The following is a 24,530-nucleotide window of genomic DNA, read 5'->3' on the forward strand; positions in this document are numbered from 1 at the left end:
GATCTGGAAGGTCCGTCAGAGGAGGCCGTGACGGGGCGGCTTCGTCCCGTTCAGCACATAACGGCCGATGTGCTGGATCTTCCAGCGGGCCGGGTCGTGCAGGGTGTGGGTGCGGGCGTCGCGCCAGTGCCGGTGCAGATTCAGCGAGTCGAGGGCCGAGCGAGTGCCGGACACCTCGAACAGGGCACCGGCCACCTCGACGGCGGTGTGCGCGGCGTGCGCCTTGGCTGCGGCCACGGCGATGGACGCCTCGGCCGCCGAGTCGTCGGTGAGGGCGGCGCGGGCCGCGTCGACCGTGCGGGCGGCCTCTGCGAGCAGCGCCTCCGAGGCCCGTACCTGGATGGCGAGTTCACCGAAGCGCTGGATCAGCAGCGGGTCCTCGGCGGCGGTCTCGAAGCCGCTCTCGAACCAGGGGCGGCTCTTGGTGCGCACGAACTCGGCGGCCTCCGCCAGTGCCCCCGCGGCGATCCCGGCGTCGATCGCGGCATGCAGCAACTGAGCCAGGGCCCCATGGAGTTGGGGACCCCGAAAGGTCAGGTGGTGGGGCAGGACGCGGTCGGCGGGGACCGGGACGGCGTCCAGGCGGACGGTGCCACTGGCGGTCGTGCGCTGACCCATTCCCTCCCAGTCGTCGACCACGGTGAGACCGGGGGCGTCCCGGGGCACGTAGGCGACGTGCAGATTGTCGTCGTCGGCCCGGGCCAGCACCGGGATCCAGTCGGCGAAGAGGGCGCCGGTGGAGTAGTGCTTGACACCGCTCAGGACGTACGAGCCGTCGGGCTGTGGTTCCAGGCGCGTACGGATGTCCTGGACGTGCCTGGTGCCGGCTTCCGACTGGGCGTTGCCGAGGCGGCGGCCCGCGAGCAGCTCCGCGAAGAAGAACTTCCGTTGCTCCGCGGTCCCTTGACGGCTTATCACGTTGACGTAGACGAAGTGGCTCTGCGGGATCTGCGCGAGGCTGCCGTCGGCCGAGGCGAGCAGCCGGAAGATCTCGGCGAGAGTCCGTGCGGTGACGTCCGCGCCGCCGTGTTCGGCGGGCACGGTGACGGCGAGCAGCCCGGAGGTGGACAGCCGGTTCAACTCCTCGCGTGGCAGCCTGCGTTCCGCGTCGCGCCGGGAGGCTCCGGCCCGGAACTCGTCGGCCAGGGCGGCGGCGACGGCGAGGGCCTCGGCGTCGCCGGAGATCACATGGGCGGTGACGTCGGTCATGGCGCTCAGCCGACCGCCGCCAGGACGGAGGTGCGGCCCAGGGCCGCCGAGAACTGGTCCACGACCTGGGTCAGGGCCTCGGTGGCGGCCGGTGCGACGCCGAGGGAGCCGTCCTCGTGCACGGTGATGTCCTTGTCGAGGGTGAACCAGCCCTGCACTATGTGCGCCGCGCCCATGGAGCTGAGGACGGGCCGCAGCGCGTAGTCGATGGCCAGGACGTGTGCGGTGGTGCCGCCGGTGGCCAGCGGCAGCACGGTCTTGCCGGTGAGCGCGTACTGCGGAAGCAGATCGAGCAGCGCCTTGAGGACCCCGGAGTAGGAGGCCTTGTAGACGGGTGTGCCGACGACGACGCCGTCGGCGCGGGCGAACAACTCGGTCGCCTCGACGATCGCCGGGTGCCGGAAGTCCGCGCCGAGGAGGGCCTCGGCCGGGATCGTACGGACGTCGAGCGGGATCACCTGGTGGCCCTGGGCGATCAGACGCTGATCCAGGTGGCGCAGCAGGCGGCCCGTGCGGGATGCGGCGGAGGGGCTGCCGGAGACGGACAGAACGGTGGCCATGAGTCCTCTTTCGGGGAGGAGGGGCGCCTGCATGGGCAGGCGCCCCCGGACGAGCGGTCAGGAGTACCAGGTGGGTTCGGGCAGTTCGCCCTCGAGCACCCAGCGGCCGACCTCGCGCCGCTTGTAGGCGACGGGGTCGTGCAGGCTGTGGGTGCGGACATTGCGCCAGAAGCGGTCCAGGCCCTCGGCGGTGGTCGTGGAGCGGGCACCCGTCGCCTCGAAGACCCGACTCGCGATCTCCAGTGCGACATCGGTGGCTCGCGCCTTGACCGCGGCCACCCGCACCTCGAATTCACCGCGCGCCCGCTCGGTGACGGCGTCGGGCTCCTCGTGCAGCTTCTGTCCCTCGTCGGCGACCGCGTCGGCGAGCGCCTCGACCGCCCACAGCTTGGCGGTGAGGTCGCCGTAGGTGTCGATGACGTACGGCTCGTCGACCGGGCGCTCGTGGCCGCCGTGCAGCCAGGACCGCGACTTCGTACGGGTGTAGGTGGCGGCCGTCTCCAGCGCTCCGCCCGCGATGCCCAGGTAGAAGTTGACGAAGACCAGTTGGATGGTCGGGACGTTGAGGGTGTTGTAGACGCGCGGCCGGAACTCCTTGTCGACGTAACCGGCCGCCGACGACCACGGAGTGCGCACCCCGTCGATGGTGACGCTGCCGCTCTCGGTGAGCCGCTGGCCGATGTTGTCCCAGTCGTCGTGGAAGACCAGGCCCTCGGTGCCGGAGGGCACGATCGCGAAGACGTGCCTGTCGGTGCCTTCGAAGACGCCCTCCAGCACCGTGACGTCCGAGATCTTGCTGCCGGTGGAGAACGACTTGTGTCCGGTGAAGACCAGGTCGTCGCCGTCCTCCGTGACCACGACGTCCTTGTCGCGCGGGTTCACGGCCCCGCCGAAGAACCAGCGGTTGCGTGCGGCCTCGGCCTCGATGTGCTCCCACTGCTCGCGGGTGCCGACCAAACGGGCGGCCCAGTTCCACAGGTAGTGGTAGCCGAGGAGCTGGCCGATGGATCCGTCTGCCTTGGCGACCTCGCGGACGACGCGGTAGGCGGTGGGCCAGTCCTGTCCCCCGCCGCCGTGCTCGGCGGGACCGAGCAGGGTGACCAGGCCGGAGTCCTTGAGGAGCTGGACTTCCGCGTACGGGGTGGCGCCGGCCCGGTCGCGTTCGGCGGCGTCGGTGGCGAGAACGGCCGCGACCTCGGCGGCGCGGGCGATCCAGTCCTGAGTGGTCTCGGGGGCCGGGCGGGTCTGCCAGTCGGTGGGCGTGGCGGTGCTCATGCTTGTGACCTCTTTCGCAGTGCGGTGCGCAAGGAGTGGGCGGTCAGGCATGCAGAGGGACGGACTGGACGGACTCAGCCCCTGCGTCCGGGAGTTGGGCCTCCAGCTCCCGGACGAGGGGCAGCACGCGCTTGCCGAAGTACTCGACCTCCTCGTGGTAGTGGAGGAAGCCCAGGAGGAGGAGGTCGACGCCGAGCTTCTTGTAGGCGACGATGCGCTCCGCGATCTGCTCCGGGGTGCCGATGAGGCCCGTACGGAAGCCGTCGTTGTACTGGACGAGGTCCTCGAAGGAGGAGTCCTGCCACATGCCCTTGCCGTCGGCGGTGGACCGTCCGGCCTGCCTCACCGCGGCTCCGAAGCCCTCGACGGCTTCGGTGTCGGCCTTGGCGACGATCTCACGGAGGGTCTCGCGGGCCTCCGCCTCGGTGTCCCGGGCGACGAGGAAGCCGTTGAGGCCGAACTTCGGTGCCCTGCGCCCGGCCTGGGCAGCGGATTCCCGTAGGTCGCCGATCTGCTCGAGGACTCCGTCGAAGTCCTTGCCGTTGGAGAAGTACCAGTCGGAGACCCGACCCGCCATCCGGCGTGCGGCGGTGGAGTTGCCGCCCTGGAAGATCTCCGGGTGCGGCCGCTCGGCGGTGTTGAGGGGCTTGGGCTTGAGTGAGAAGTCACGCACCCGGTAGAAGTCACCGGCGAGTTCGGCGTGGTCCTCGGTCCAGATCGTGCGCAGGGCGCGGATGAACTCCTCGGAGCGCCGGTAGCGCTCGTCGTGCTCCAGCCACGGTTCGCCGAGCGCGGTGAACTCGTCCTTGAACCAGCCGCTGACGACGTTCACCGCGAAGCGGCCGTTCGACAAGTGGTCGGCGGTGGCGCCGAGTTTGGCGAGCACTCCGGGGTGCCACAGTCCCGGGTGGACCGCGGCGATCACCTTCAGGCGCTGGGTGGCGAGGAGGAGGGCGAGGCTGAAGCTGGTCGACTCGTGCTGGTACTCGGCGCCGTAGCTTGCCATGTAGCGGACCTGGCTGAGCGCGTACTCGAAGCCGTTGTTCTCGGCGAGGACGGCGAGTTCGCGGTTGTAGTCGTAGCCCCAGTCGGTGCGCTGTTCGATCCTGCTGGTGACCAGTCCCCCGCTGACGTTGGGGACCCAGTAGGCGAATTTCACGGACGCTTCGGACATGCGGAACTCCTGCTGCGAATTTCGGGGACGCCGAATTCAGGAGGCGTGCTCGATTGCCAGGGAGCCGCGGGTCTCTGAATTCGGGGAAGGGAATACGAATGCACACCTGTCCGCGACGGAGGCGTCGCGGGTCGCGCCGGCGCGCGGATGCAGGCGTGTGGGGAGGGAACGCGGTGGACCGGAGAAGGATCAGACCGCGGGGCAACAGGAGGCGCTGGAAACGCGCGCGAGGTCGACATGGCGTCGCCGCGTGAGGTCCAGTCGCATCTTCATGTCGTCGATCGTGGCAGCCACCGGCTCGGGCAGTCAAGGAAAACCCGACCGGTCTCGTATCGCGGACCATTGAATTTCACGAAGGTGTGACAGGGAAACCCTTGAACCACTGCCCGGCGCGTCCGCATTCTGCGGTGGTGCGAACAGAACAGCTGGAATACATCGCGGCCGTGACCCGGCTCGGCTCGTTGCGCCGGGCCGCCGAGGAACTTCGCCTGTCCCAGCCCGCGTTGAGCGAGACCGTGCGGAATCTGGAACGGGAACTGGGCGTCGATCTCCTGGAACGCAAGCGGTCCGGGGCCACGATGAGCGAGGAGGGCCGGGAGCTGCTGCCGCACATCATCAATGTGCTGGACGCGGTGGACCGGCTGCGGGCCGCGGCGGGCGAGCGGCATCGGATCAGCCGTACGGTGCGGCTCGGAACGGTGAACGCGGCGACGGTGCCGCTGCTCATTCCTGTGGTGCGAGACTTCCGCGCCTCGCATCCCGTCACTCAGGTCGAGGTGGTCGGCGCCCAACAGACCGATATCCACCGGGCCCTGCTGGAGGGCGGCTTCGACCTCGGCCTGGTGAACCATCTCGACGGCGACGACGTGCCGGCCGACTTCGAGAGCACCGAACTGCTGCGTGGCCGCCCGGTGGTGTGCGTGCGGCCGGACAGTCCGCTCGCGTCGCTGACCACGGTCCCGGTCGCCGATCTCCTCACCGAGCCGCTGATCGCCATGCGCTCGGGCTATGTGATGCACCGCTATGTCCACCGGCTCCTGGCCGGTCGCGGCCCGTCGTTCTCGTACTCCACCGACGGGGCCGAGATGGGCAAGCTGATGGTGGCGGAGGGGCTGGGCGCGACAGTGCTGCCCGACTTCAGCGTGATCGGGGATCCGCTGGAGCGCCGGGGCGTGATCACGTTCCGTCCGCTCGCCGACGAGAGCACCGAGGTGCTGCTGATGCTCCAGCGCCGCAAGGCGGAATCCGTGCCGCGGGCGGCGCAGGCCCTGCACGGGGAGTTCGTGCGCAGGGCACGGGAGCTGGGCGGGTCGGTCACCTTGCGGGACCGCCCGCCGGGTGAAACGGCGCCCCGTCCCGTGTGAGCGCCCGCTCAGTCGTCGTCACGTGGCGGGATCACCACGAGATACGCGTCCGACTTCAGATCCATGACGACCGTCGCGGGCTCCCCCTGCGCGCGGCGCGCCGCCGCGTACTCCTCCGCCGGCCACGATCCGCGCGGAGCTCCGGCGGAGAACCGCTCCAACACCTTCGCGCCCATAACGGCAGACACCTCCAGCATCGACCATCGACCCGAAACGTCACCTCTCGTACAGTCCGCCTGCCCCCGATCGACGGGGACATGTCGGGCCCCTGGACGCGGACATGCCGGGCGTGCGGACCGGTTCCGGCCGGGCCCATCCCGTTGGCACATCCGGGATCACGAGCTGTCGCGCGTGATCCGAAGCTGCGACGCCGGTGGATCGGCTGCAGGCCGACTTCCTTCGACCGGGTGACGGCATGGCCCGGCGTCGACGGGTGAGGGAAGGAGGTGGGAGACGAGTCCGCCGGCCGGCGCGGCACACGCGAGATGCCGGGCGGCGGGACAGGGGCGGCCGCGCGCGACGCGGCTCGACGGGAAGGACAGCCGTGGAAGGGCACGCGTCAGTACCCCACAGGAGACGGCCATGGCTTCGACGCGTCGGCGCACAGGCCGGCACCGGTGTGTCAGCCGCCCTCGGGGACGCGCTCGACCGGGTCCGTAGGGCCTGGCCGGCGCTGCGCCGCACCCCGGTGGCGATGTGGCGGGACGACGTGTCGGACTGGGCCGCCGCCCTCACGTACTACGCGATCCTCGCCCTACTGCCCACGCTCCTCATGACGGTCTCCTTGATCGGCGCGGTCAGTCCGCACCTCACGGACGCGCTGATCGCGCGTGTCACGGCCTGGGCGCCGGCCGAGGCGGGCACGGCCCTGCACAGCACGCTGCGTCGACTGGCCGGGGAACGGTCCGCCGCGCTCACGGTGGCCGTCGGCGGCGGGGCGAGCGCGCTGTGGTCGGCCTCCAGTTACCTGGCGGTGTTCCGGCGGGCCCTGCACGACCAGCACGGCGTCAAGGACACCCGTCCCGCTCTGCGTACCGCGCACCGCATCCTGCTCACCGCCTTGGCCCTGTTGACCCTGTGGTTCTGCAGTGCGCTGCTGCTCGTCCTCGGCGGCACGCTGGTGCGAGACCTGGGACAGCGGGCCGGTCTGGGTGAGGCGGGAGCGACCGCGTGGGCGCTGCTGCGCTGGCCCGCCCTGGTGGCCGTGGTGGCGCTCCTGGTGCTTCTGCTCTTCCGGACGGGACCGCCTCAGGCCCGTGCGCTGAGGCATGCGATGCCGGGCGGGGTGCTCGCCGCGGCGCTGTGGCTGATCTCGTCGCGCTGCTTCACGGCGTACGCCGATGGGTTCGGCACCTACAGCAGGCTCTACGGGTCGCTGGCGGGCCTGGTCGTCTTCCCGGTGTGGCTGTGGATGTCCCATCTGTCCCTGCTGGCGGGCGCCCAGTTCACGGCGGAACTGGCGCGCGCCGAACGTCGTTCCGCTCCGTCCGAGCCTCCCGACCGCTACACATAAAGAACAAATAAGGGCAGAATGAACAGCAGATTGAACATGCGCGGCGCTCTACCGCACACCGCCCCAGACGTGGTCAGACCTGCCAGAACCGAAGGAGACGAGTCATGGCTGACGTCTCACACACCAGGGGTGACATCACCACCCACCCCGATGTACACGAAATGCGGGCGCGGTATGCCCGCATGCTCGGTGGTCGCGATGTGGCGCTCGTGGACGGACCGGCGTTCCTGCTCGGTCTGTACTGCGCCGCGTCCCCGTGGATACTCCACTACACGACGAGCCAGCCGCCGCTCGTGACCCACAACCTCATCATGGGTATCGCGATCGGCCTGCTGGCTCTCGGATTCACCATCATGCCGGAGCGCATGTACGGCCTGAGCTGGGCGATGTGCGCGATGGGCGCATGGCTGATCATCTCGCCCTGGATCGTCGGCACCGCCCCCGACACGGGAGTCGTGGTCAACAGCATCGTGATCGGCGCACTCGCCGTGGTGCTGGGCATGCTGTGTGTGGGCGCGGCGACGAAGAGCGTCGCCCGCGCATAGTTCGGCCGCACAGCCACCGGTCAGCGAGTTCAGCGAGCACGGAGGGCAACCACCGGCCGGTCCGCCCACGCGGACCGGCCTCGTCGCGCCCCGCCCGCGCCACCCGGTTCAGCGCTCCGGCACCAGCCACGGCTCCTGCGGCAGCGGACTGCCGGTCTCGATGAGCGACTTCAGATTGGACAGCACCGCCGCCCAGCCACCGGCCACCTGTGCGCGCTCGGTCTCGTTGGCCAGGTCCTCGTGGGTGACGGTGAGCTTGACGATGTCGGCGTGCGGCCGGATGTCGAAGGTGACCCGGGAGTACTTGTCCTCCTGACCCTCGTTCTCGGGCGCGGCCCAGGTGGTGACGAGACGGGTGGGCCGCTCGCTCTCCAAGACCGTGCCGACCACGTCGGCGATGCCGGAGTCGTCCGTGCGGACGTGTTCCCAGCGGGAGCCCGGCTTCCAGTCGGAGACGTTGCTGTGGCCCCAGTACGCGGCGGTGAGGTCGGGGTCGGTGAGCGCGTCCCATACGGCCTCGGGTGTGCTTTCGATGTAGATGACGTACACGAACGCGGGCTTGTCGGTCATGGCTTCCTCTGCTCGTCGCTTGAGCGTACTCAGCGCGCGCAGTCGCGAGCGCTCGAACTTGCCGATCCACCGCTCCTGGATCTCGTGGAGCGGCACCGGATTGAGGTAGTGCAGCTTCTCCCGCCCCCGCCGCACGGTGCCGACCAGATTGGCGGCCTCCAGGACGGCCAGGTGCTGGGTCACCGACTGGCGCGTCATCTCGATCTGCCGGCACAGCTCGCCCAGCGTCTGTCCGCCGCGCTCATGCAGCCGGTCCAGCAGCCATCGGCGCGTCGGGTCGGCCAGCGCCCTGAAGACCTGGTCCATCCCGGAGTCACTCGCTGATCGCACACTGAACGTTATGCAGGCAATCACTTGCATGTCAAGCAGTGACGACGACGGGTGCCCAGCGCAGCACCGGGCCGACAAAAGAGGTCCTGGCCGCCACCGCCTGCGCCGGGCCCACCCGCTGTCACGGATGCGCTCTCACGCGTCCGCCGGTTCCGTCGCGGGCGCGGTGAGGTACTCCTCGGTGATCTCCTTCGGGCCGAACGGCCAGACCTTCTCCAGACGGGCCCAGATCACGAACGCCACACAGCCGAGCGCCAGCCAGGCCAGGGACCACTCGATGGGGTGGCGGCCCGGGGAGTTCTTGTCCGCGTAGCCGTAGATGACCAGCCAGCCGACCAGGGCGACGACGCTCGGCACCGGATACAGCCACATCCGGTACGGCCGGTGCAGCGCCGGCTGCCGAGTGCGCAGCACCGTCACGGCCGCGATCTGCGCCAGCGCCTGGACGAGCACCATCACCGTGGTGAGCAGCTGGATCAGGGTCGCCAGGTCGGTATGACGGCCGATCAGGAAGCCGACCGCCGTGATCGCGCCCATGGTGGCCAGGCCGAGCATCGGGAAGTGGTGCCTCGAGTGCAGCCTGGCGTACGGGCGGAAGAAGACGCGATCGCGAGCCGCGTCGTAGGGAACGCGTGATCCGCCCAGCAGCCCCGTGAAGACCGAGGCGAAGGCAGTGATCAGGATCAGCACCGTGACCGTGTCCGCCGCGCCCTTGCCCCAGGTCTTCTCCAGCACAGCCGAGGCCACCGACGTGGACGCGATGTCGTTCGGGTCGGTCATGCGGTGCCAGTCGATGACACCCAGGGTGCCGATCTGCAGCAGCAGATAGATGGCCATGATGCCGAGGATGGAGAAGATGATCGAGCGCGGGAGCGTACGGCCCGGGTCCTTGATCTCCGCGCCCATGTACGCCGTCGTGTTGTAGCCGAGGTAGTCGTAGATGCCGATGGTCAGGCCCGCCGCGAAGCCGAGCCAGAACTGACCGCTCGTCAGGTCGAAGGCGTGCGCCGGATAGGTGAAGGCCAGGTGCGGGCTGAAGTCCGAGACCGCGGCGATGATCACCAGTAGCACGGAGGCGATCATCACGCCCCACATCACGGCCGTGATGCGGGCGATGTTCTCGATGCCCCGCCACAGCAGCACGACCACCAGCGCGATGACGCCGAGCCCGATCAGGTCACCGGCGGTCTGTCCCAGGTGTGGGGCCAGATATCCCAGGTACTGCACGAAGCCCACCACGCCGGTGGACATGATCAGCGGGATGAACAGCATCGCCGTCCACACGAACAGGAACGGCATCAGGCGCCCGGCGCGGTACTGGAAGGCCTGCCGCAGATAGACGTAGCTGCCGCCGGAGCCGGGCATCGCCGCGCCGAGTTCGGCCCAGACGAGCCCGTCGGCGAGTGCCAGCAGCGCGCCCGCGACGAAGCCGATGACCGCCTGCGGACCGCCGAACGCGGCGACCATCAGCGGGATCGTGACGAACGGCCCGATGCCGCACATCTGGCTCATGTTGATGGCGGTGGCCTGGAACAGGCCGACACGGCGGACGAATCCGCCACCTGAGGGCGGGCTACCGGACACGGGACCTCCTGATGCGGGACGCGGGGAGAGAGATGTGCGGACTGCGGGCCGACGTCGCATGGCGGCCGACGGATCAAGGGCGGCGGGTGTCCGGCCGGCGCGGGTCTCCCCCTGGCTCGCCCGGCGAGGCTGGCTGGGCGATAAAGTTAAGGAGCCTTACTAGATGCGTCAAGGGTGTGTCATGAATGCGTGAGAATGGTGCGATGTCCGCCGACGACGCCGTGGAGCAGACCGAACAGCCCTGGAGCCGCAGACGGTTGCGCAGCACCAACGAGCGGTTGCTCCTGGACCGGCTGCGCGCCGAGGGCAGTGCCTCGCGCGCCCAGCTCGCCCGGGAGACGGGGCTGTCGAAGCCCACGGTCTCCAGCGTGCTCGCGGCCCTGCAGGAGGCGGGACTGGTCCACGAGGTCGGCACGCACACGCCCGAGCGTGGCCGGATGGCCGTTCTGTACGCCCCGGATCCGGCCGCCGGATACGCGCTCGGCATCGACATCGGCCGCAGCTGGCTGCGGATCGCGCTCGCCGACCTCGACGGCGAGGTGGTGGCCCGGTCGGACGTGCGCAACCGGGCCCGCTCCTCGGGCGCCATGGCCGAGCTGGTCGTCACCACCGCCCGGCAGGTGGTCGCCACCTCGGGGGTCGGGACCGAGGAGGTGGCGCACTCGGTGGTGGGCACGCCGGGCGTGTACGACGAGGAGCGGCGCCGGGTGCGGTACGCGATGCATCTGCCGGGCTGGGGACGGGCCGGGCTCTTCGACCGGATGCGCGAGGAGCTGGGCATTCCGCTGGAGGTGCACAACGACGCCAATCTGGCCGCGCTCGGCGAGTACACGTACGGCGTCGGCGCGGGCAGCCGGCTGTTCGTGTACATCCTGATCGGGACCGGGCTCGGCATGGGCGTCGTCAGCGAGGGCCGGCTGTTCACGGGCGCCCACGGCGGGGCCGGGGAGATCGGGTTCCTGCCGTGGCCGGGGCGCCGGAAGCCCGAGACGCTGGAGGACGCGGTGTCGGGCGTGGCGGTCGTCGAGTCGGCGCGGGCCTTCGGCATGACCGGGCAGCTCACGGCGAAGGCCGTGTTCGACGCGGCACGGCAGGGGCAGCCCGCCGCGGTCAGGGCGGTGCGGCTGGAGGGCGAGCGGATCGCCCACACGGTGGCGGCCGCGGCGGCCGTGCTCGACCCCGATCTCGTGGTGCTCGGCGGCGGTGTGGGGCACAGCGTCGACCTGCTGCTCGGCCCCGTACGGGAGACGCTGCGCTCGCTCACCCCGCTGCGTCCGAAGATCGCGCCGAGCCGGCTGGGCGAGGACGCGGTGCTGCTGGGCGCGCTGGCGACGGCGCTGGGCACGGCGCGGGACGTGGTCTTCGAACGCCGCACCGCCTCCTGACCAACTCACCCGGCCGCACCGGTGATTGACAGGACCCCCTCGACGCCCTAGCTTGAGGCGCCAGTTAGTAAAGTTTCCTAACTTTAGGTCCCGCGGCGCCTTCCGCCGGATCCCGCAGTGCCGAAGCGCGGATGCTCCCCCACCTCCAAGGAGACCACCGTGTTCCACCGCCCTGCCCCGCGTCGGCGGCTGACCACCGCCGTCGTCGCCCTGGGTCTGCTGTGCACGCTCTCCACCAGCGCGTGGGCCGGCTCCCGGAGCGAGTCGCCGGCCCGACCGCGTACGCCCGTCACCGAGGTCGCCGGCACCGCGGGAAGTGCGACCCCCCTGGCCGGATACGCGATCCAGTCCACGGCGAAGGTCTCCGACTCTCCGGCCGCCGTCTCGTCCCCCGGCTACCCGGCGAGCGGCTGGTACCCGGCCGGATCCCGCTCCACCGTGCTGGCGGCGCTGCTCGCGGACGGCGTGTACGCCGACCCGTTCCACTCCACCAACCAGCAGAGGATCCCGAAGGCCGACTTCGGGGTTCCCTGGTGGTACCGCTCGGACTTCACGGTCGCCGACACCTCGCAGCGCACCCGTCTGGACTTCAGCGGGGTCATCTCGGCGGCGGACGTGTACGTCAACGGACGCCAGGTCGCCGGGGCCGCGGATGTGGCGGGCGCGTACACCCGCCATGAGCTGGACATCACCTCGCTCGTACGCGCGGGCACGAACACGGTCGCGTTCCGCATCCGGCCCAACGACCCGAACAAGGACCTCACCATGGGCTGGATCGACTGGCTGCAGCCGCCGCCCGACGCGAACATGGGCATCGTCCGTGATGTGCTGGTGCACCGCGGTGGACCGGTCGCACTGCGCGACGCGCACGTCGTCACCAGGCTGGACGTCCCGTCGCTCGCCTCCGCGGACGTGACGGTGAAGGCGCGGGCACGCAACGACTCCGATGCCCCGGTCACCGCCACGGTCTCCGGGAGCGTCGGCTCCGTCACCTTCTCCAGGACCGTCCCGCTCGCCTCCCACGAGGCGAAGACGGTCATGTTCACCCCCTCCGACGTGCCCGGTCTGCATCTGACCGCACCGAAGGTGTGGTGGCCGGCGGGCATGGGCGGGCAGCCGCTGTACGCGCTGGACCTCACCGCGGCCGTCTCCGGCAGCACGTCCGACACCGCGCACGAGAGCTTCGGCATCCGGGACGTGAGGGCACCGCTCGACGCGGACGGCGCGCGACAGTACCGCGTCAACGGCCGCGCGCTGCTCATCAAGGGCGGTGGCTGGTCCCCGGACGAGTTCCTGCGCTGGGACGGGACGTACGTCGAGGACCGCCTGAAGTACGCACTCGACCTCGGCCTCAACACCATCCGTCTGGAAGGCCACATCGAACCGGACGAGTTCTTCGACCTCGCGGACCGCTACGGCATCCTCACCATGCCCGGCTGGGAGTGCTGCGACAAGTGGGAGGGCAACGTCAACGGCGGCGAGCCCGGTGAGAAGTGGACCGCCGCCGACTATCCGGTCGCGCAGGCGTCGATGGCCGCCGAGGCCGCCCGGCTGCGCGACCACCCCAGTGTCGTCTCGTTCCTGATCGGAAGCGACTTCGCACCGGACGCCACGATCGAGAAGAACTATCTGGACGCCCTGGAGGCCGCCGACTGGCCGGTCCCGGTGGTAGCGGCGGCCTCGGACAACTCCTCGCCTCGGCTGGGAAGTTCGGGCATGAAGATGACGGGCCCGTACGACTGGGTCCCGCCGAACTACTGGTACGCCAAGCGCGAGGGCGGCGCCACCGGCTTCAACTCCGAGACCAGCGCCGGTCCCGACATCCCGACCCTCGACACGCTGCGCCGCATGCTCACTCCAGCCGAGCTGGACACCCTGTGGAAGGACCCGAGCGCCCGGCAGTACCACCGCTCGCCGTCGTCGACCTTCGGCACCCTGGAGCTGTACGACAAGGCGCTCGCCGGGCGGTACGGAACACCGACCGGCCTCATGGACCACGTACGCAAGGCTCAGCTGGCCCAGTACGAGAACGTGCGGGCGCAGTACGAGGCGTACGGACGCAACGCCCACGACGCCACGAAGCCCTCCACCGGGGTGATCTACTGGATGTTCAACAGCGGGTGGACCTCGCTGCACTGGCAGCTGATGGATCGTTACCTCGACCAGGGCGGTGCCTACTTCGGGGCGAAGAAGGCCAATGAGCCGCTGCACGTCCAGTACGCGTACGACAACCGGTCGGTGGTGGTGGTGAACAACCGGCACATGCCCGCCTCCGGGCTCACCGCCCATGTCACGCTGTTCAACACCGACGGCACACGGAAGTACGACCGGACGGCGACCGGGGTGAGTGTCGCGGGCGACGGGGCACACACCACCGTGCTGGCCCTCCCTTCGTCGGTGAGCGGCCTTTCGACCACGTATCTCGCACGGCTCATCCTCACGGACCGCGCGGGCAAGGAGGTCAGCCGCAACGTCTACTGGCTGTCCACCAAGGCCGACACGCTCGACTGGGCACGCACCGACTGGTACCACACGCCGACGACGAGCTACGCCGATCTGACCGGGCTGGGTTCGATGGCACGGGTGCCGGTGTCGGCGACGGCGTCCACGACGACGGACGCGGACGGCAGGTCGACCACGACGGTCACCCTGCGCAACACGGGGGACGGTGGGACGCCCTCGCTGCTCACGGACGCCCACCTGGTGGACGCGAAGGACAGGCCGGTGCTGCCCGTCCTGTGGTCCGACAACGAGGTGAGCCTGTGGCCGGGCGAGTCGGTGACGCTGACCGTCACCTACCGGACGGCCGATCTGCACGGCTCGGCGCCCCGGGTGCGGGTCTCCGGCTGGAACACGCCGGAGCACACCGTCCCGGCGGGGTGATCCGACAGGGGTGGGCCCGGGCGGGCCCACCCCTGGGACCTCAGCTCACATTGAGCGCCGTGTCGTCGATGACGAACGACGTCTGGTACTTGGAGCCCTCGGTTCCGGTGAACTTGAGGGTGACGGTCTGCCCGGCGTAGCCGCTGAGGTCGAAGCTGCGCTGGGTGTACCCGGACGCGGCGTTGAGGTTCGAGTACGTCGCCAGGGTGCCCAGGACCGTTCCGGAGCTGTCGAGTACCTGCACCTTGAGGGTGTCGTAGGCGGTGCTGGTCGTCGTTTCCGCGGTGTCGACGTGCAGGTAGAAGCTCAGGGTGGCGGCGCAGCCGGAGGGGATGGTCACCGACTGGGAGAGGGTGTCGGTGGTGGCGGTGCCGTTGCCGTCGAGCCAGGCGTAGTACGAGCCCGAACGGGCGGCCTCGCCGCTGGAGTTGGTGATGACGCCGCTGGTCGCGCTCCAGGTGGTGTTGCCGGACTCGAAGCCGTTGTTGCCGAGGAGCTGGGCGGCGGTGCACGGGGTGGAGCCACCGCCGCCGCCCCCGCTGCCGGAGCTCGCGCCGGACAGCCAGGCGGTTGCGTTGAGGGCCAGCGCCGCGTTGGTGGCGCCGGGGTCGTTCCAGCCGTCGTACAGCTTGTTGCCCGGCTGGCCGGTGCCGTCGTCGATGGGTGAGCTGTCGCCCCAGAAGGCGACGCGACCGCTGCCGAAGGTGCTGGTCAGGAAGAAGGCGCCGGTGTTGCCCGAGGAGCCGGAGCGGTAGAGCAGGCCCTTGACGGCCGAGTTGTCGGACGGCTTGAGCGTGGCGGTGGTGCCGTTGGCGATGAGGCTCTTGGTGACGGTGCCGAAGGGGCCGTGCAGGACCGGGTCGGTACTGTCGCTGATCGCGGCCGGGTAGCCGGAGGCGATGTTCAGGGAGTCGACGGAGAAGCCGAACGGGTCGGTGGAGTCGACGCTGTTGTTGCTCATCAGGTCGTTCAGGATCTTGACCGCGTCATAGCCGTCGTTGTTGCGGTCGGCTCCGGTGTGGTCGGAGATCATGAACAGACCGCCGCCGTTCTTGACGAACGTCATGATGGCGGTCTTCTCGGCCGTGGTGAACAGGGTGTTGGGCTCGGGCAGGACCAGCGTGTCGAACTTCGACAGGTCGGTCGAGGACGAGCCTCCGTAGCTGAGGCTGGAGCCCGAAGGAAGCGTCTTGAGGCTGTAGTTGCCCGTCTTCTGCAGGGCGACGCCCCAGGACGAGAGGGCTCCGGTCCAGTCGGTCTCGGCGGACGGGGAGGGGTTCTCGCCGAGCGGGTCGGGCTGGCTGGTGGAGATGATCCAGTCGGCGTTGCCGGCGGTCTCCGCGTGCGCGTTGTCGAACAGGACGCGGTGCGGGGTGGCGGCGCGGGCCGGCGTGGCGCCCGTGGTCGCCTGCACGGCGGCGCCTGTGGCGAGCAGACCGAATGCGGCGAGGGCCGTGGTGAGGCGGTGGCGGGATCTGCTGAGTCCGAGCATCCGGCGGACCTCCGTGGGGAGTTGGGGAAGGTGCGGTGCGTGTGGGGCGGTGCGGGTGCTGGTCTTCGCGCGTAGAACTTCCGTCGCGGTCTGCGCGCGTAGAACTTCATTCCTACGCGACCCGAGCGACGGACTGTTGAACGGTACATGGCATGACGAAGGCTGAACAGGAGCACGCGCCCGCGCCAGGACGAGGATTGACCGGGCATTGACCCGAGGTTGAAGGGGAACGACTGTTGGCGGCGCTGGGCGTCGCGGCACTGGACCGGGCGCAGGCGCGGCGCTGACCGCGCGAGCGCGTCGCGGCGCACTCCTGGTGCGGGCACGGGCCGTGGCAGCCCGGTACCCCGGGGTGCCGCCGTGGGTCGTGTCGTCCCATGCGCCAGTCCACCTGATCACGCGCCAGGCGGGCCGGCCCCCGTGGCCCCGGCGGCTACGGGGAGACGTACGGCGTGGTCGTGGTCAGTGGTGCGAAGCCGAGGCGGGCCAGGATGGGCCGGCTCTGACTGCTCGCGTCGACCTGGACATAGCGGTAACCGCGGTCGGCGGCCACCTGGGCGCGATGGGCAACCAGGGCCCGGTAGACACCGCGTCCGCGCCAGTGCGGGACCGTGCCACCGCCCCACAGTCCCGCGAAACGGGTGCCGGGGACGAGTTCCAGGCGGGCCGCGCTCACCGGTTCGTCGCCCGCGAGGGCCACGACGGCGACCACCCGGTCCCGGTCGCCGGTGAGCTGGGCGAGGAGCTGGTGGCGCATCCGGGTGCCGTCGGTGCCGAACGCCTTCTCGTGCACGTCCGCCACGAGGTCCACGCCCGCCGGGTCGGTGACGGGCACGATGCGTATGCCGTCGGGCACATGGACGTCGAGGCAGAGATCGGCGACCTCCGCCACCATCAGCGTCTCTTCGGGCTGGGCCGTGAACCCGGCCGCCCGCAGCCGCGCCCCGAGGTCCACCGGCAGATCGTGCCCGTACAGCTTCCACTCGAACTCGACGCCGAGTCCGGCGAAGTGGCGGACCTGTTCGGCGATCGCCGCGTCCGCGGTGGCCTCGTCCAGGTCCGACCAGACGACCCCGTTCCAGCCGTGCGGGGACGCGACCTGGCGCACCACCCGCGCGGCACGCTCGATATGGGCGCCGGGCCCGTCGGGCCGTGCCCCCTCCCTCATGTCCCGGTCGTACAGGGCCAGTACGGCGGCGTGGTCCATGGCTCCTCCAGCGTCCGGGGTCTGTGTCGGCACCGTAATACCCCAGGACCCGCGGCCTTCATCCGGGTCCGGTGCGGCCCTGGTCCGTCCGACCGGAATCAGGACTCGGCGTCCGTCGTACCCGCCGCCGGGATCAGCCGAGTTCCAGGGTGGTCACCCCGTACACCCGCTCCGCGGCGAAGGGCCGGACCGGACCCGTGTACATACGAGCCGTTTCGAAGGACGGGGCGAGGCCGGAGCGTTCGGCCAGGGTCATGGCCGACGTGTTCGGTTCGGGGACGTCGATGGCGATGCGCCGGCCGGCGGCTTCGGCACTCAGTGCGGTGAACAGGGCATCGGCGTCCTCGGCGGTGTCGGCGAACAGGGGGCCGATGCGCAGGCAGTCGTGGGCCGGGCGAATCACCGCGTACCCGGTCAGGCGGCCGTCCTCGACGCGGACGAACACACGGTGGCCGGGGGCGGTGAGCCAGTGGTCCAGGAAGCGGGGGCGGTCGGCGGGGCAGCAGGCGCTGTCGTACGCCGCGATGGCGTCGATGTCGGCCTTCCCGGCGGGTCGCACTCCCGGAGCTGCCTTGCCGTCGGGGACGACTCCGGTGAACCGGACGGTGCGGTGGGCCAGTTCGAACCCCGACCGGCGGTAGTTGTCCTGTTGCGCGACGACACCGTCCAGGCCGATCGTCCGAGTGCCGGCATGGGCGAGTGCCGTCTTCCAGGTGGTCAGCCCGAGGCCGCGGCCGCGCAGGTCCGGGCGTACGAGATAGCAGCCCAGGAAGGCGTACTCGCCGCCGTAGTTGACTACGGAGATCGCCGAGACGGGCTCTTCGGCGAGCCGCCCGATGAAGAAGCCGTTCGGGTCCTGGGCGAAGAAGGCCGGGCCGTCCGACAGCCCTGGGTTCCAGCCCTCGTCCGCCGCCCAGCCGCTGATCACCGGCCAGTCGTCGAGCGTGGCCGGGGTGACGACAAGGTCTTGGGGACCCGCAGAGGTCATCGTTGCGCTCCCTTCGGTGGGGGTGTCGGACGGTGCGGTGATCAGCCGCGCCGACGGCATCCTTCCCGATCTCCGAAGCGCGCGCCATGAAGACCGAGCGTTCCGGCCACGTCCGACCCGATGTCCACGGAAGTAAGTGCCCGCTCATGGAGGGGGGTTCGCCCGGGACGGCGTTCCCGCGGCGTCGTGTTCCGGGCCCCGCCGGTCGGCCGGCGGGGCCCCTCCACGCGCTCGCGTCGGCTCAGCGGGGCGCGCCCGCACGGAAACGGCGGTACAGCACCGTTCCACCGAGCACCAGTGCGGCGCCCCCTGCGAGCGCGGGCAGGGTCGCGTCCGTGCCCGTGTGGGCGAGGGTGACCACCTGACGCGGAGCGGAGCGTGGACGCGGCTGCGCGGGAGTGTGCGCCTTCGGCGGTACGACGGGCCGCGGAGCCGGGTGGTCGGAGCCGCCCGAGGTGTTCGTGGAGGTGTTGCCCTCGGCCGTGTTGCCGAGGCCGAGCACACCGACCGTGTTGCCGGTGACGTTCACCGGGAGGTGGACCGGGAGCTGCACGCTGTCACCGGCGAGCACATCCAGTGAATCCCTTCCGCCGCCGTGTGCGACAGAGCCGCCCCCGGGAGCCGTGTCCTGCCGCGGGCCGTCCCCGCCGCCGCTCTCGTTCGCGCAGGAGTTGCCCGCCGCCGAGTTCAGCAGTCCCACCACGGTCACGGTGTTGCCGCATACATCGACCGGGACGTGCACCGGGAGCTGGATGGTGTGGCCGGAGATCAGTCCGGGCGAACCCGCCGCGGTGCCGCTCGCCGCGGAGTCCGCGTGTGCCGGCATCGCCACCGCCAGCGCCCCCGAGGCGGCGGCCGTGGCGATCAAACCATTTCGGGTAACCCGTTTCATAGGTTCCCTGCCTTCCAGACATGGTCGCGAGCATTCGCCCGCACCCGCTAAACGCGGCGGAACCAATCCGAGTTATGGCTTATCTTCCTTTCACCCCATCGAGTGGCCCGGTTGTCGAACTGACGGCGGAGCCTTCCCCCGGCAGGCTTCCGACGCGCCACGGGGTGCACGCGGCGGCCCGCAGGCCACGGGCACGTCCGCCCGTCCCGTTCGCCCGGAGGCGCACCCCGCGAGGGCCGCCTATCGTGATCTGAAGAACGTCGCCGGACTCAGCCGGGGCGTCCTCCGGAGGCATCATGCTGACCACGCACGAACGCCGCGCGGTCACCACGGCGGCGGTCATGACCGCGGTGCTCGCCCTGTTGGGGGCCGGGCTGCCGTCGGTGGCCGCGGCCGACGCCCGCCCCGATCTGTCCCGCTTCTACCACCAGAAGATCGCATGGTCCGCCTGCCGGGGCCAGGACATGCCCGCGGACCTGCAGTGCGGCCAGGTGACGGTGCCCCTCGACTATGCGAGGCCCGGCGCCGGAACCCTCGACCTGGCACTGGCCCGCTTCCGGGCGACCGGGAAGTCCCGGGGCTCGGTGCTGCTGGACTTCGGCGGTCCCGGTGGCGCCGGGGTCCCCCAGCTGGCGGTGGGCGGCAAGGACTTCATGGGCCTGACGAACGGCTACGACGTGGTGACGTTCGACCCCCGCGGGGTCGGCCGGTCCTCGCCCATCAGCTGCGGAGCGGGCACGGAAGACGTCCCGGCCCAGAGCGGTCCCGTCGACGAGAGCGATCCCCGGGCGGCCCTCGGCCAGCTGCGGCAGCTGGCCGAGCGGTGCACCCGGCACTCCGGGCCGGTGCTGCCGTACATAGGGACCATCAATGCCTCCCGTGACATGGACGTGATGCGCCAGGCCCTCGGCGACAAGAAGCTGAACTACCTCGGCTTCTCCTACGGCACACGGCTGGGTGCGGTGTACGCGGCCCAGTTCCCAGACAAGGTGGGCCGGATGGCGCTCGACGGCGTGGACACGCTCACCGAGCCCCTGTCCGAGCAGGGGCTGGCGGGCGCGGAAGGGCAGCAGAGGGCGCTGGAGGACTTCCTGGACTGGTGCGCCAAGGACGTGGCCTGCCCGTTCGGCCAGGACGCGCGCTCGGCCAGGGAACAGGTCGTCAAGCTCGTCGACCTGCTGGACCGGGACCCGGTGCAGATCGATCTCGGGCAGCCGTTCACGGGGCAGGACCTGGTCGGCGCGATCAGCCAGGCGCTCTTCACCAAGCAGCTGTGGTCGACGCTGGAGCAGGCGCTGTCCCAGCTCGTGCAGCAGGGCGACCTCAGCGGCGTGATGCGCCTCTCCGGCATCGGCATGGCCCTTCCCTCCGGCCACCGGGTCGCCGACGGGCTCGTCGCCCCCGAGGACGTGCCCACCGACAACCTGCCCGCCGCGCTGATGGCGATCAACTGCGCCGACGACCCGGACCGGCCGAGCGCCGACCGCATCACCCAGGACATCGGCCGGCTGCGTGCACAGTACGAGGAGGCGTCCCCGGTCTTCGGGCGTTTCCGGCTCACCCAGGTGCTGATGTGTTACGGACGGCCCAAGGGCACCGACTTCATCCGCGAGAAGGTGAAGAACCTGCGCGGCGCGAAGATGCTGCTCGTGGGCACGCGCGGGGACCCGGCGACCCCGTACCGCTGGACCGTGGAGACGGCCAGACGGCTCGGCTCCCCGGCGGTGGTCCTGGACAACAGGGGCGAGGGTCACACCGGCTACGCGACCTCCAAGTGCATTCACGAGAAGGTCGACTCCTTCCTCCTGTACGGCTCCCTGCCGTCCGACGGCAGCTCGTGCGGCCCGGACGGGTCGGACTAGCGACAGCGCCCGGCGCCGGTCCGCGAGGTCCCGGTGTCAGGTGAGGTTCACCTCCGGTGCGTAGAGGTCCAGCCACAGCGCGAGGTCCAGCGCGCGTTCGAGGCCGTGGCGCGACGCCTGCGCGATCTGCGGCGTGTCGCGGTGGGCGAGCCGGTGCAGCCGCTCGCGGTCGACCAGGTCGAAGACCGGGTGGGAGGGGCGGGCGAGCAGGTCCTTGGCGTGTTCCTGGAGGGCCAGCCCGTACTTGGGGTCCTGGGTGGAGGGATACGGGCTCTTGACCCTGTCGTACACGGACGGCGGGATCAGGTCCGCGGTCGCCTCCCGCAGGAGGCTCTTCTCCCTGCCGTCGAAGGACTTCAGCGACCAGGGGCTGTTGTAGACGTACTCCACGAGCCGGTGGTCGCAGAAGGGCACGCGCACCTCCAGGCCGACCGCCATGCTCGCGCGGTCCTTGCGGTCGAGCAGGATCCGTACGAAGCGGGTGAGGTGGAGGTGGCAGATCCGCCGCATCCGGTACTCGAAATCGCTCTCGCCGTCGAGGCGGTCGATGCCCGCGACGGCCGTGCGGTAGCCGTCGGAGACGTACGCCTCCATGTCCAGGGCCTCGGTCAGGTCGGCGCGCAGGACGTCGGCGTCGTCGCCGAAGTGCCGGCCGAAGCTCACCAGCCAGGGGAAGGTCTCCGCGCGCCGGGCCTCCTCGTCGAAGAACTGGAGGTAGCCCCCGAAGACCTCGTCCGCGGACTCCCCCGACAGCGCGACCGTGGAGTGTCCGCGGATCGCCTGGAACAGCAGATACAGCGAGGAGTCCATGTCGCCGAAGCCCATCGGGAGGTCGCGCGCGCGCAGGACCTTGGCGCGTACGTCCATGTCGGCGAGTGCGTGCGCGTCCAGGACGATGTCCTGGTGGTCGGTGCCGCAGAAGCGGGCCACGTCGTGCACGAAGGGGGTGTCGGGGGTGCCGCGCAGTTCGTCGGCGACGAAGTTGTCGGCCTGTCCGACGAAGTCCACCGCGAAGCTGCGCACCTTCTCGCCCCGCTCGGCCAGTTGCCGTGCGGCCAGGGCGGTCATCGCGGAGGAGTCCAGGCCGCCCGACAACAGCGTGCAGCGCGGCACGTCGGCGACCAGCTGGCGGCGCACGATGTCCTCCAGCAGGGAGCGGACGGTGGCGATGGAGGTGTCGCGGTCGTCGGTGTGCGGCCGGGTCTCCAGCCGCCAGTGGACACGCCGGTGCAGGCCCTGCCGGTCCAGGGTGACGACGGTGCCCGGCTCCACCTCGTGCATGCCGTCCCACACTGCGTGACCTGGCGTCTTGACCATCGCGAACAGTTCCCGCAGCCCGTCGAGGCGGACCCGGGCGCGGGCCAGCGGGTTGGCGAGGATCGCCTTCGGTTCGGACCCGAAGAGGACACCGTCGGGGGTCGGGTAGTAGTAGAAGGGCTTGATGCCCATGCGGTCGCGGATCATCACCAGCTTGTCGTGGCGGCCGTCCCAGATGGCGAAGGCGTACATGCCGTTGAGCCGCTCGGCGAGCGCGTCGCCCCATTCGAGGTAGGCGTGCAGGACCACCTCGGTGTCGGAGTCGGTCGTGAAGCGATGGCCCCGGTCGGTCAGTTCGCGGCGCAGCTCGGTGAAGTTGTAGGTCTCCCCCGAGTAGACGAGCGCGACGGTGCCGTCCGGGGTGCTCACGGTCATCGGCTGGCGTCCGCCGGGCAGGTCGATGATCGCGAGCCTGCGGTGACCGAGGGCCGCGGGCCCCTCGACCCAGGTTCCGCGGTCGTCAGGTCCGCGGCAGGACATGGTCTCGGTCATTGCATCCAAGGTCGCGGTCTCGATCCGCAGATCACGGTCGTAGGAGACCCAGCCGGTGATGCCGCACATGTCTTACCTCCCGCGTGCGGTCGGCCCGGACAGCCCGTTCACCTGCTGTTTCGCAGAGCCTTGGGCTCCCGGGCAAACCAGTTGTATGGAGCACCTATATGTCGAGCGTGCGCCACGCATCGAACGCCGTCAACGCGGCCGTAACCCGGACGGCCCCGTGCGCCCCCGCCGTTTCGGCCGCGCTTTACGTCTCGCGTATGCGCCGATCGGCCCTGTGCCGGGCCGGGGCCGTCAGGTCTCGGCCATGGGCAAAGAATTCCCCAACATCCGGACCGCTCGTCCGGCCCACCGGCTCTCGCCGGTTCGGGCCGAATGCGTTCGCCCGGGGGTTGCGCCGGATGCCCAGGTTGCCGTTCGCCGCCCTGGGTGCGGCCGGGGGCGCTGGTCCTGTCGTACGCCGGCTGGTGGTGGATCACGGCGGGTCCGCTGCCGGCGCTGACCGGGCACCCTGCCCCGGCGACGCCCGGGTGCATCGCGGGGGGAATGCGCCACCGAGTCCGCCCTCTCTCCCCCCGTCTACCCTGCGTCTACCCTGCCCAGGAACGGTCGGCGCAGAGGGAGGGCGGCACATGGGCGATCTGCTGGGCGTGGCGGTGCTGGGTGCGGGGCACATGGGCGCTGACCACATACGCCGGCTGGACCGTGGGGTGAGCGGGGCGAGAGTGGTGTCCGTGGCGGATCCCGAGACGGATCGCGCCGAGGACGCCACGGCCGGTATCGACGGCGTCCTGGTGCACGCCGAGCCGGCCGCAGCGCTCGACGCGCCCGGTGTCCAGGCCGTGCTGATCGCCTCGCCCGGACCGGCGCACGAGGACGCGCTGCTCGCGGCCTTCGCGCGCGGGCTGCCGGTGCTGTGCGAGAAGCCCCTCGCGCCGGACGCGGCCGGGGCACTGCGCCTGGTGGAGGCGGAGGCCCGGCTCGGTCGGCGGCTCGCGCAGGTGGGGTTCATGCGGCGATACGACGCCGAGTACGTCCGTCTGAAGTCCCTGCTGGACAGCGGCCGACTGGGGCGGGCGCTGATGCTGCACTGCACACACCGCAACGTGTCGTCGCCGCCCGACTTCACCACGGCCATGCTGATCAACAGCTCCGTCTCGCACGAGATCGACGCGGCACGCTGGCTACTCGGCCAGGAGCTCACCGCGGTGTCCGTGCTGCGTCCGCGGCCGTCGGGCGAGGCCCCGGAGGGCCTGCTCGATCCCCAGTTCGTGCTGTTCGAGACCTCGGGCGGTGCGCTCGTCGACGTGGAGATCTTCGTCAATTCCGGCTTCGGCTACCAGGTGCGCTGCGAGGCGGTCTGCGAGAACGGCAGCGCCCCTGTCGGAGACGGACACACGATGGTCGTCACGACCGCGGGCGGCGCGTGCGAGGAGGTCGCGCGGGACTATCTCGTACGGTTCGCGGACGCCTACGACCGCGAGGTGCAGTCCTGGGTCGACGCGACCCGGCGGGGGCGGGTCACCGGGCCTTCGGTGTGGGACGGGTACGCGGCCTCGGCGGTCGCCGAGGCCGGGGTTCGGGCGCTGTCGAGCGGCGCCCGGGAGACCGTCGATCTCGCCCCGCGGCCGAAGCTGTACGAGGGCACCGAGAGTCGCACACACACGCTCGGCACGTCCGCGTGAACGACGGCGCGTGCGTCCCGGCAGTCCGTCAAGTCACGTACGTCACATACGACTTGGGCCCCTCGGGCAGGCGCGCGGCCCTTGCGATGCACACACTCCGCCGAGCCTGTGGCATATGCCAGAAGCACCACCTTATCGTGTGTTGCCAAATCCCTTACAGCGCGTCCCAGGCTGTGCCACAGTCGTCGTGGTCCTTC

At 70.5% G+C, this 24,530-nt stretch carries 20 protein-coding genes; 7 read left to right on the top strand and 13 right to left on the bottom strand.

Annotation, left to right across the window (positions count from 1 at the left end):
• Positions 1–15: 15 nt before the first annotated feature.
• From ASC56_RS01785 to ASC56_RS43015, 5 genes are all read right to left on the bottom strand, one after another.
• Positions 16–1,209, bottom strand: a complete 1,194-nt coding sequence (locus ASC56_RS01785) for an SfnB family sulfur acquisition oxidoreductase (protein ID WP_055489312.1) — start codon at positions 1,207–1,209, stop codon at positions 16–18.
• A 5-nt stretch (positions 1,210–1,214) separates the two neighbouring features.
• Positions 1,215–1,769, bottom strand: coding sequence for an NADPH-dependent FMN reductase (ssuE, locus tag ASC56_RS01790; RefSeq protein WP_055489313.1), 555 nt, complete (start codon positions 1,767–1,769; stop codon positions 1,215–1,217).
• Positions 1,770–1,826: 57 nt separating this feature from the next.
• A complete protein-coding gene (locus ASC56_RS01795) occupies positions 1,827–3,044 on the bottom strand; it encodes an acyl-CoA dehydrogenase family protein (RefSeq protein ID WP_055489314.1) in 1,218 nt (405 codons plus the stop codon).
• 43 nt (positions 3,045–3,087) lie between these two features.
• Positions 3,088–4,218, bottom strand: coding sequence for a dimethylsulfone monooxygenase SfnG (sfnG, locus tag ASC56_RS01800; RefSeq protein ID WP_055489315.1), 1,131 nt, complete (start codon positions 4,216–4,218; stop codon positions 3,088–3,090).
• A 189-nt stretch (positions 4,219–4,407) separates the two neighbouring features.
• Positions 4,408–4,491, bottom strand: coding sequence for a putative leader peptide (locus ASC56_RS43015; protein WP_371330026.1), 84 nt, complete (start codon positions 4,489–4,491; stop codon positions 4,408–4,410).
• Between the two features lie 137 nt (positions 4,492–4,628).
• Between ASC56_RS43015 and ASC56_RS01805 the strand changes: the two genes are divergently transcribed.
• Entirely contained in the window at positions 4,629–5,582 is a 954-nt protein-coding gene (locus ASC56_RS01805; RefSeq protein WP_055489635.1) for a LysR family transcriptional regulator, read from the top strand.
• An 8-nt stretch (positions 5,583–5,590) separates the two neighbouring features.
• On the opposite strand, the gene ASC56_RS01810 is transcribed toward ASC56_RS01805, so the two are convergent.
• Positions 5,591–5,779 carry a hypothetical protein gene (locus ASC56_RS01810; protein ID WP_055489316.1) on the bottom strand — a complete coding sequence of 63 codons (189 nt, stop codon included), beginning with the start codon at positions 5,777–5,779 and terminating at the stop codon, positions 5,591–5,593.
• Positions 5,780–6,201: 422 nt separating this feature from the next.
• On the opposite strand from ASC56_RS01810, the gene ASC56_RS01815 reads away from it, so the two are divergent.
• Both ASC56_RS01815 and ASC56_RS01820 read left to right on the top strand, forming a co-directional pair.
• The gene (locus tag ASC56_RS01815) at positions 6,202–7,095 is read left to right on the top strand and encodes a YihY/virulence factor BrkB family protein (protein ID WP_055489317.1); all 894 of its coding nucleotides are present in this window, start codon (positions 6,202–6,204) and stop codon (positions 7,093–7,095) included.
• 104 nt (positions 7,096–7,199) lie between these two features.
• Positions 7,200–7,640 (top strand): SPW repeat protein, encoded by a 441-nt coding sequence (locus ASC56_RS01820; protein ID WP_055489318.1) that lies wholly within the window; start codon positions 7,200–7,202, stop codon positions 7,638–7,640.
• A gap of 108 nt (positions 7,641–7,748) precedes the next feature.
• On the opposite strand, the gene ASC56_RS01825 is transcribed toward ASC56_RS01820, so the two are convergent.
• Together ASC56_RS01825 and ASC56_RS01830 are read right to left on the bottom strand one after the other, a co-directional pair.
• Positions 7,749–8,516, bottom strand: coding sequence for a metalloregulator ArsR/SmtB family transcription factor (locus ASC56_RS01825; RefSeq protein WP_055489319.1), 768 nt, complete (start codon positions 8,514–8,516; stop codon positions 7,749–7,751).
• A gap of 159 nt (positions 8,517–8,675) precedes the next feature.
• Entirely contained in the window at positions 8,676–10,124 is a 1,449-nt protein-coding gene (locus ASC56_RS01830; protein ID WP_079102222.1) for an APC family permease, read from the bottom strand.
• A 203-nt stretch (positions 10,125–10,327) separates the two neighbouring features.
• On the opposite strand from ASC56_RS01830, the gene ASC56_RS01835 reads away from it, so the two are divergent.
• Both ASC56_RS01835 and ASC56_RS01840 read left to right on the top strand, forming a co-directional pair.
• Positions 10,328–11,509 (top strand): ROK family transcriptional regulator, encoded by a 1,182-nt coding sequence (locus tag ASC56_RS01835; protein WP_055489320.1) that lies wholly within the window; start codon positions 10,328–10,330, stop codon positions 11,507–11,509.
• A 159-nt stretch (positions 11,510–11,668) separates the two neighbouring features.
• Positions 11,669–14,392: a sugar-binding domain-containing protein gene (locus ASC56_RS01840; protein WP_055489637.1), complete on the top strand. Its 2,724-nt coding sequence runs from the start codon at positions 11,669–11,671 to the stop codon at positions 14,390–14,392.
• A gap of 40 nt (positions 14,393–14,432) precedes the next feature.
• Here ASC56_RS01840 and ASC56_RS01845 read toward each other — a convergent pair whose 3' ends face one another.
• The 4 genes from ASC56_RS01845 to ASC56_RS01860 form a co-directional block, all read right to left on the bottom strand.
• Complete coding sequence (locus ASC56_RS01845) at positions 14,433–15,884, bottom strand: hydrolase (RefSeq protein ID WP_055489321.1); 1,452 nt, start codon at positions 15,882–15,884, stop codon at positions 14,433–14,435.
• A 433-nt stretch (positions 15,885–16,317) separates the two neighbouring features.
• Complete coding sequence (locus tag ASC56_RS01850) at positions 16,318–17,091, bottom strand: GNAT family N-acetyltransferase (protein WP_055489322.1); 774 nt, start codon at positions 17,089–17,091, stop codon at positions 16,318–16,320.
• Between the two features lie 133 nt (positions 17,092–17,224).
• Positions 17,225–18,079, bottom strand: coding sequence for a GNAT family N-acetyltransferase (locus ASC56_RS01855; RefSeq protein ID WP_055489638.1), 855 nt, complete (start codon positions 18,077–18,079; stop codon positions 17,225–17,227).
• A 241-nt stretch (positions 18,080–18,320) separates the two neighbouring features.
• Positions 18,321–18,971, bottom strand: a complete 651-nt coding sequence (locus tag ASC56_RS01860) for a chaplin (protein ID WP_055489323.1) — start codon at positions 18,969–18,971, stop codon at positions 18,321–18,323.
• Between the two features lie 296 nt (positions 18,972–19,267).
• Between ASC56_RS01860 and ASC56_RS01865 the strand changes: the two genes are divergently transcribed.
• Entirely contained in the window at positions 19,268–20,833 is a 1,566-nt protein-coding gene (locus tag ASC56_RS01865) for an alpha/beta hydrolase (RefSeq protein WP_055489324.1), read from the top strand.
• A gap of 36 nt (positions 20,834–20,869) precedes the next feature.
• On the opposite strand, the gene asnB is transcribed toward ASC56_RS01865, so the two are convergent.
• The gene (gene asnB / locus ASC56_RS01870; RefSeq protein ID WP_055489325.1) at positions 20,870–22,711 is read right to left on the bottom strand and encodes an asparagine synthase (glutamine-hydrolyzing); all 1,842 of its coding nucleotides are present in this window, start codon (positions 22,709–22,711) and stop codon (positions 20,870–20,872) included.
• A 569-nt stretch (positions 22,712–23,280) separates the two neighbouring features.
• On the opposite strand from asnB, the gene ASC56_RS01875 reads away from it, so the two are divergent.
• A complete protein-coding gene (locus tag ASC56_RS01875) occupies positions 23,281–24,333 on the top strand; it encodes a Gfo/Idh/MocA family protein (protein ID WP_055489326.1) in 1,053 nt (350 codons plus the stop codon).
• The last annotated feature ends 197 nt before the right edge of the window (positions 24,334–24,530 follow it).

It is taken from the genome of Streptomyces sp. TP-A0356, assembly GCF_001417775.1.
Lineage (GTDB): Bacteria > Actinomycetota > Actinomycetes > Streptomycetales > Streptomycetaceae > Streptomyces.

Coding starts and splice junctions, on each gene's coding strand:
- ASC56_RS01835 (WP_055489320.1), top strand. CDS start 10,328: ATGTCCGCCGACGACGCCGTGGAGCAGACCGAACAGCCCTGGAGCCGC.
- ssuE (WP_055489313.1), bottom strand. CDS start 1,769: ATGGCCACCGTTCTGTCCGTCTCCGGCAGCCCCTCCGCCGCATCCCGC.
- ASC56_RS01825 (WP_055489319.1), bottom strand. CDS start 8,516: ATGGACCAGGTCTTCAGGGCGCTGGCCGACCCGACGCGCCGATGGCTG.
- ASC56_RS01810 (WP_055489316.1), bottom strand. CDS start 5,779: ATGCTGGAGGTGTCTGCCGTTATGGGCGCGAAGGTGTTGGAGCGGTTC.
- ASC56_RS01845 (WP_055489321.1), bottom strand. CDS start 15,884: ATGCTCGGACTCAGCAGATCCCGCCACCGCCTCACCACGGCCCTCGCC.
- ASC56_RS43015 (WP_371330026.1), bottom strand. CDS start 4,491: ATGAAGATGCGACTGGACCTCACGCGGCGACGCCATGTCGACCTCGCG.
- ASC56_RS01865 (WP_055489324.1), top strand. CDS start 19,268: ATGCTGACCACGCACGAACGCCGCGCGGTCACCACGGCGGCGGTCATG.
- sfnG (WP_055489315.1), bottom strand. CDS start 4,218: ATGTCCGAAGCGTCCGTGAAATTCGCCTACTGGGTCCCCAACGTCAGC.
- ASC56_RS01820 (WP_055489318.1), top strand. CDS start 7,200: ATGGCTGACGTCTCACACACCAGGGGTGACATCACCACCCACCCCGAT.
- ASC56_RS01795 (WP_055489314.1), bottom strand. CDS start 3,044: ATGAGCACCGCCACGCCCACCGACTGGCAGACCCGCCCGGCCCCCGAG.
- asnB (WP_055489325.1), bottom strand. CDS start 22,711: ATGTGCGGCATCACCGGCTGGGTCTCCTACGACCGTGATCTGCGGATC.
- ASC56_RS01855 (WP_055489638.1), bottom strand. CDS start 18,079: ATGACCTCTGCGGGTCCCCAAGACCTTGTCGTCACCCCGGCCACGCTC.
- ASC56_RS01875 (WP_055489326.1), top strand. CDS start 23,281: ATGGGCGATCTGCTGGGCGTGGCGGTGCTGGGTGCGGGGCACATGGGC.
- ASC56_RS01860 (WP_055489323.1), bottom strand. CDS start 18,971: ATGAAACGGGTTACCCGAAATGGTTTGATCGCCACGGCCGCCGCCTCG.
- ASC56_RS01785 (WP_055489312.1), bottom strand. CDS start 1,209: ATGACCGACGTCACCGCCCATGTGATCTCCGGCGACGCCGAGGCCCTC.
- ASC56_RS01850 (WP_055489322.1), bottom strand. CDS start 17,091: ATGGACCACGCCGCCGTACTGGCCCTGTACGACCGGGACATGAGGGAG.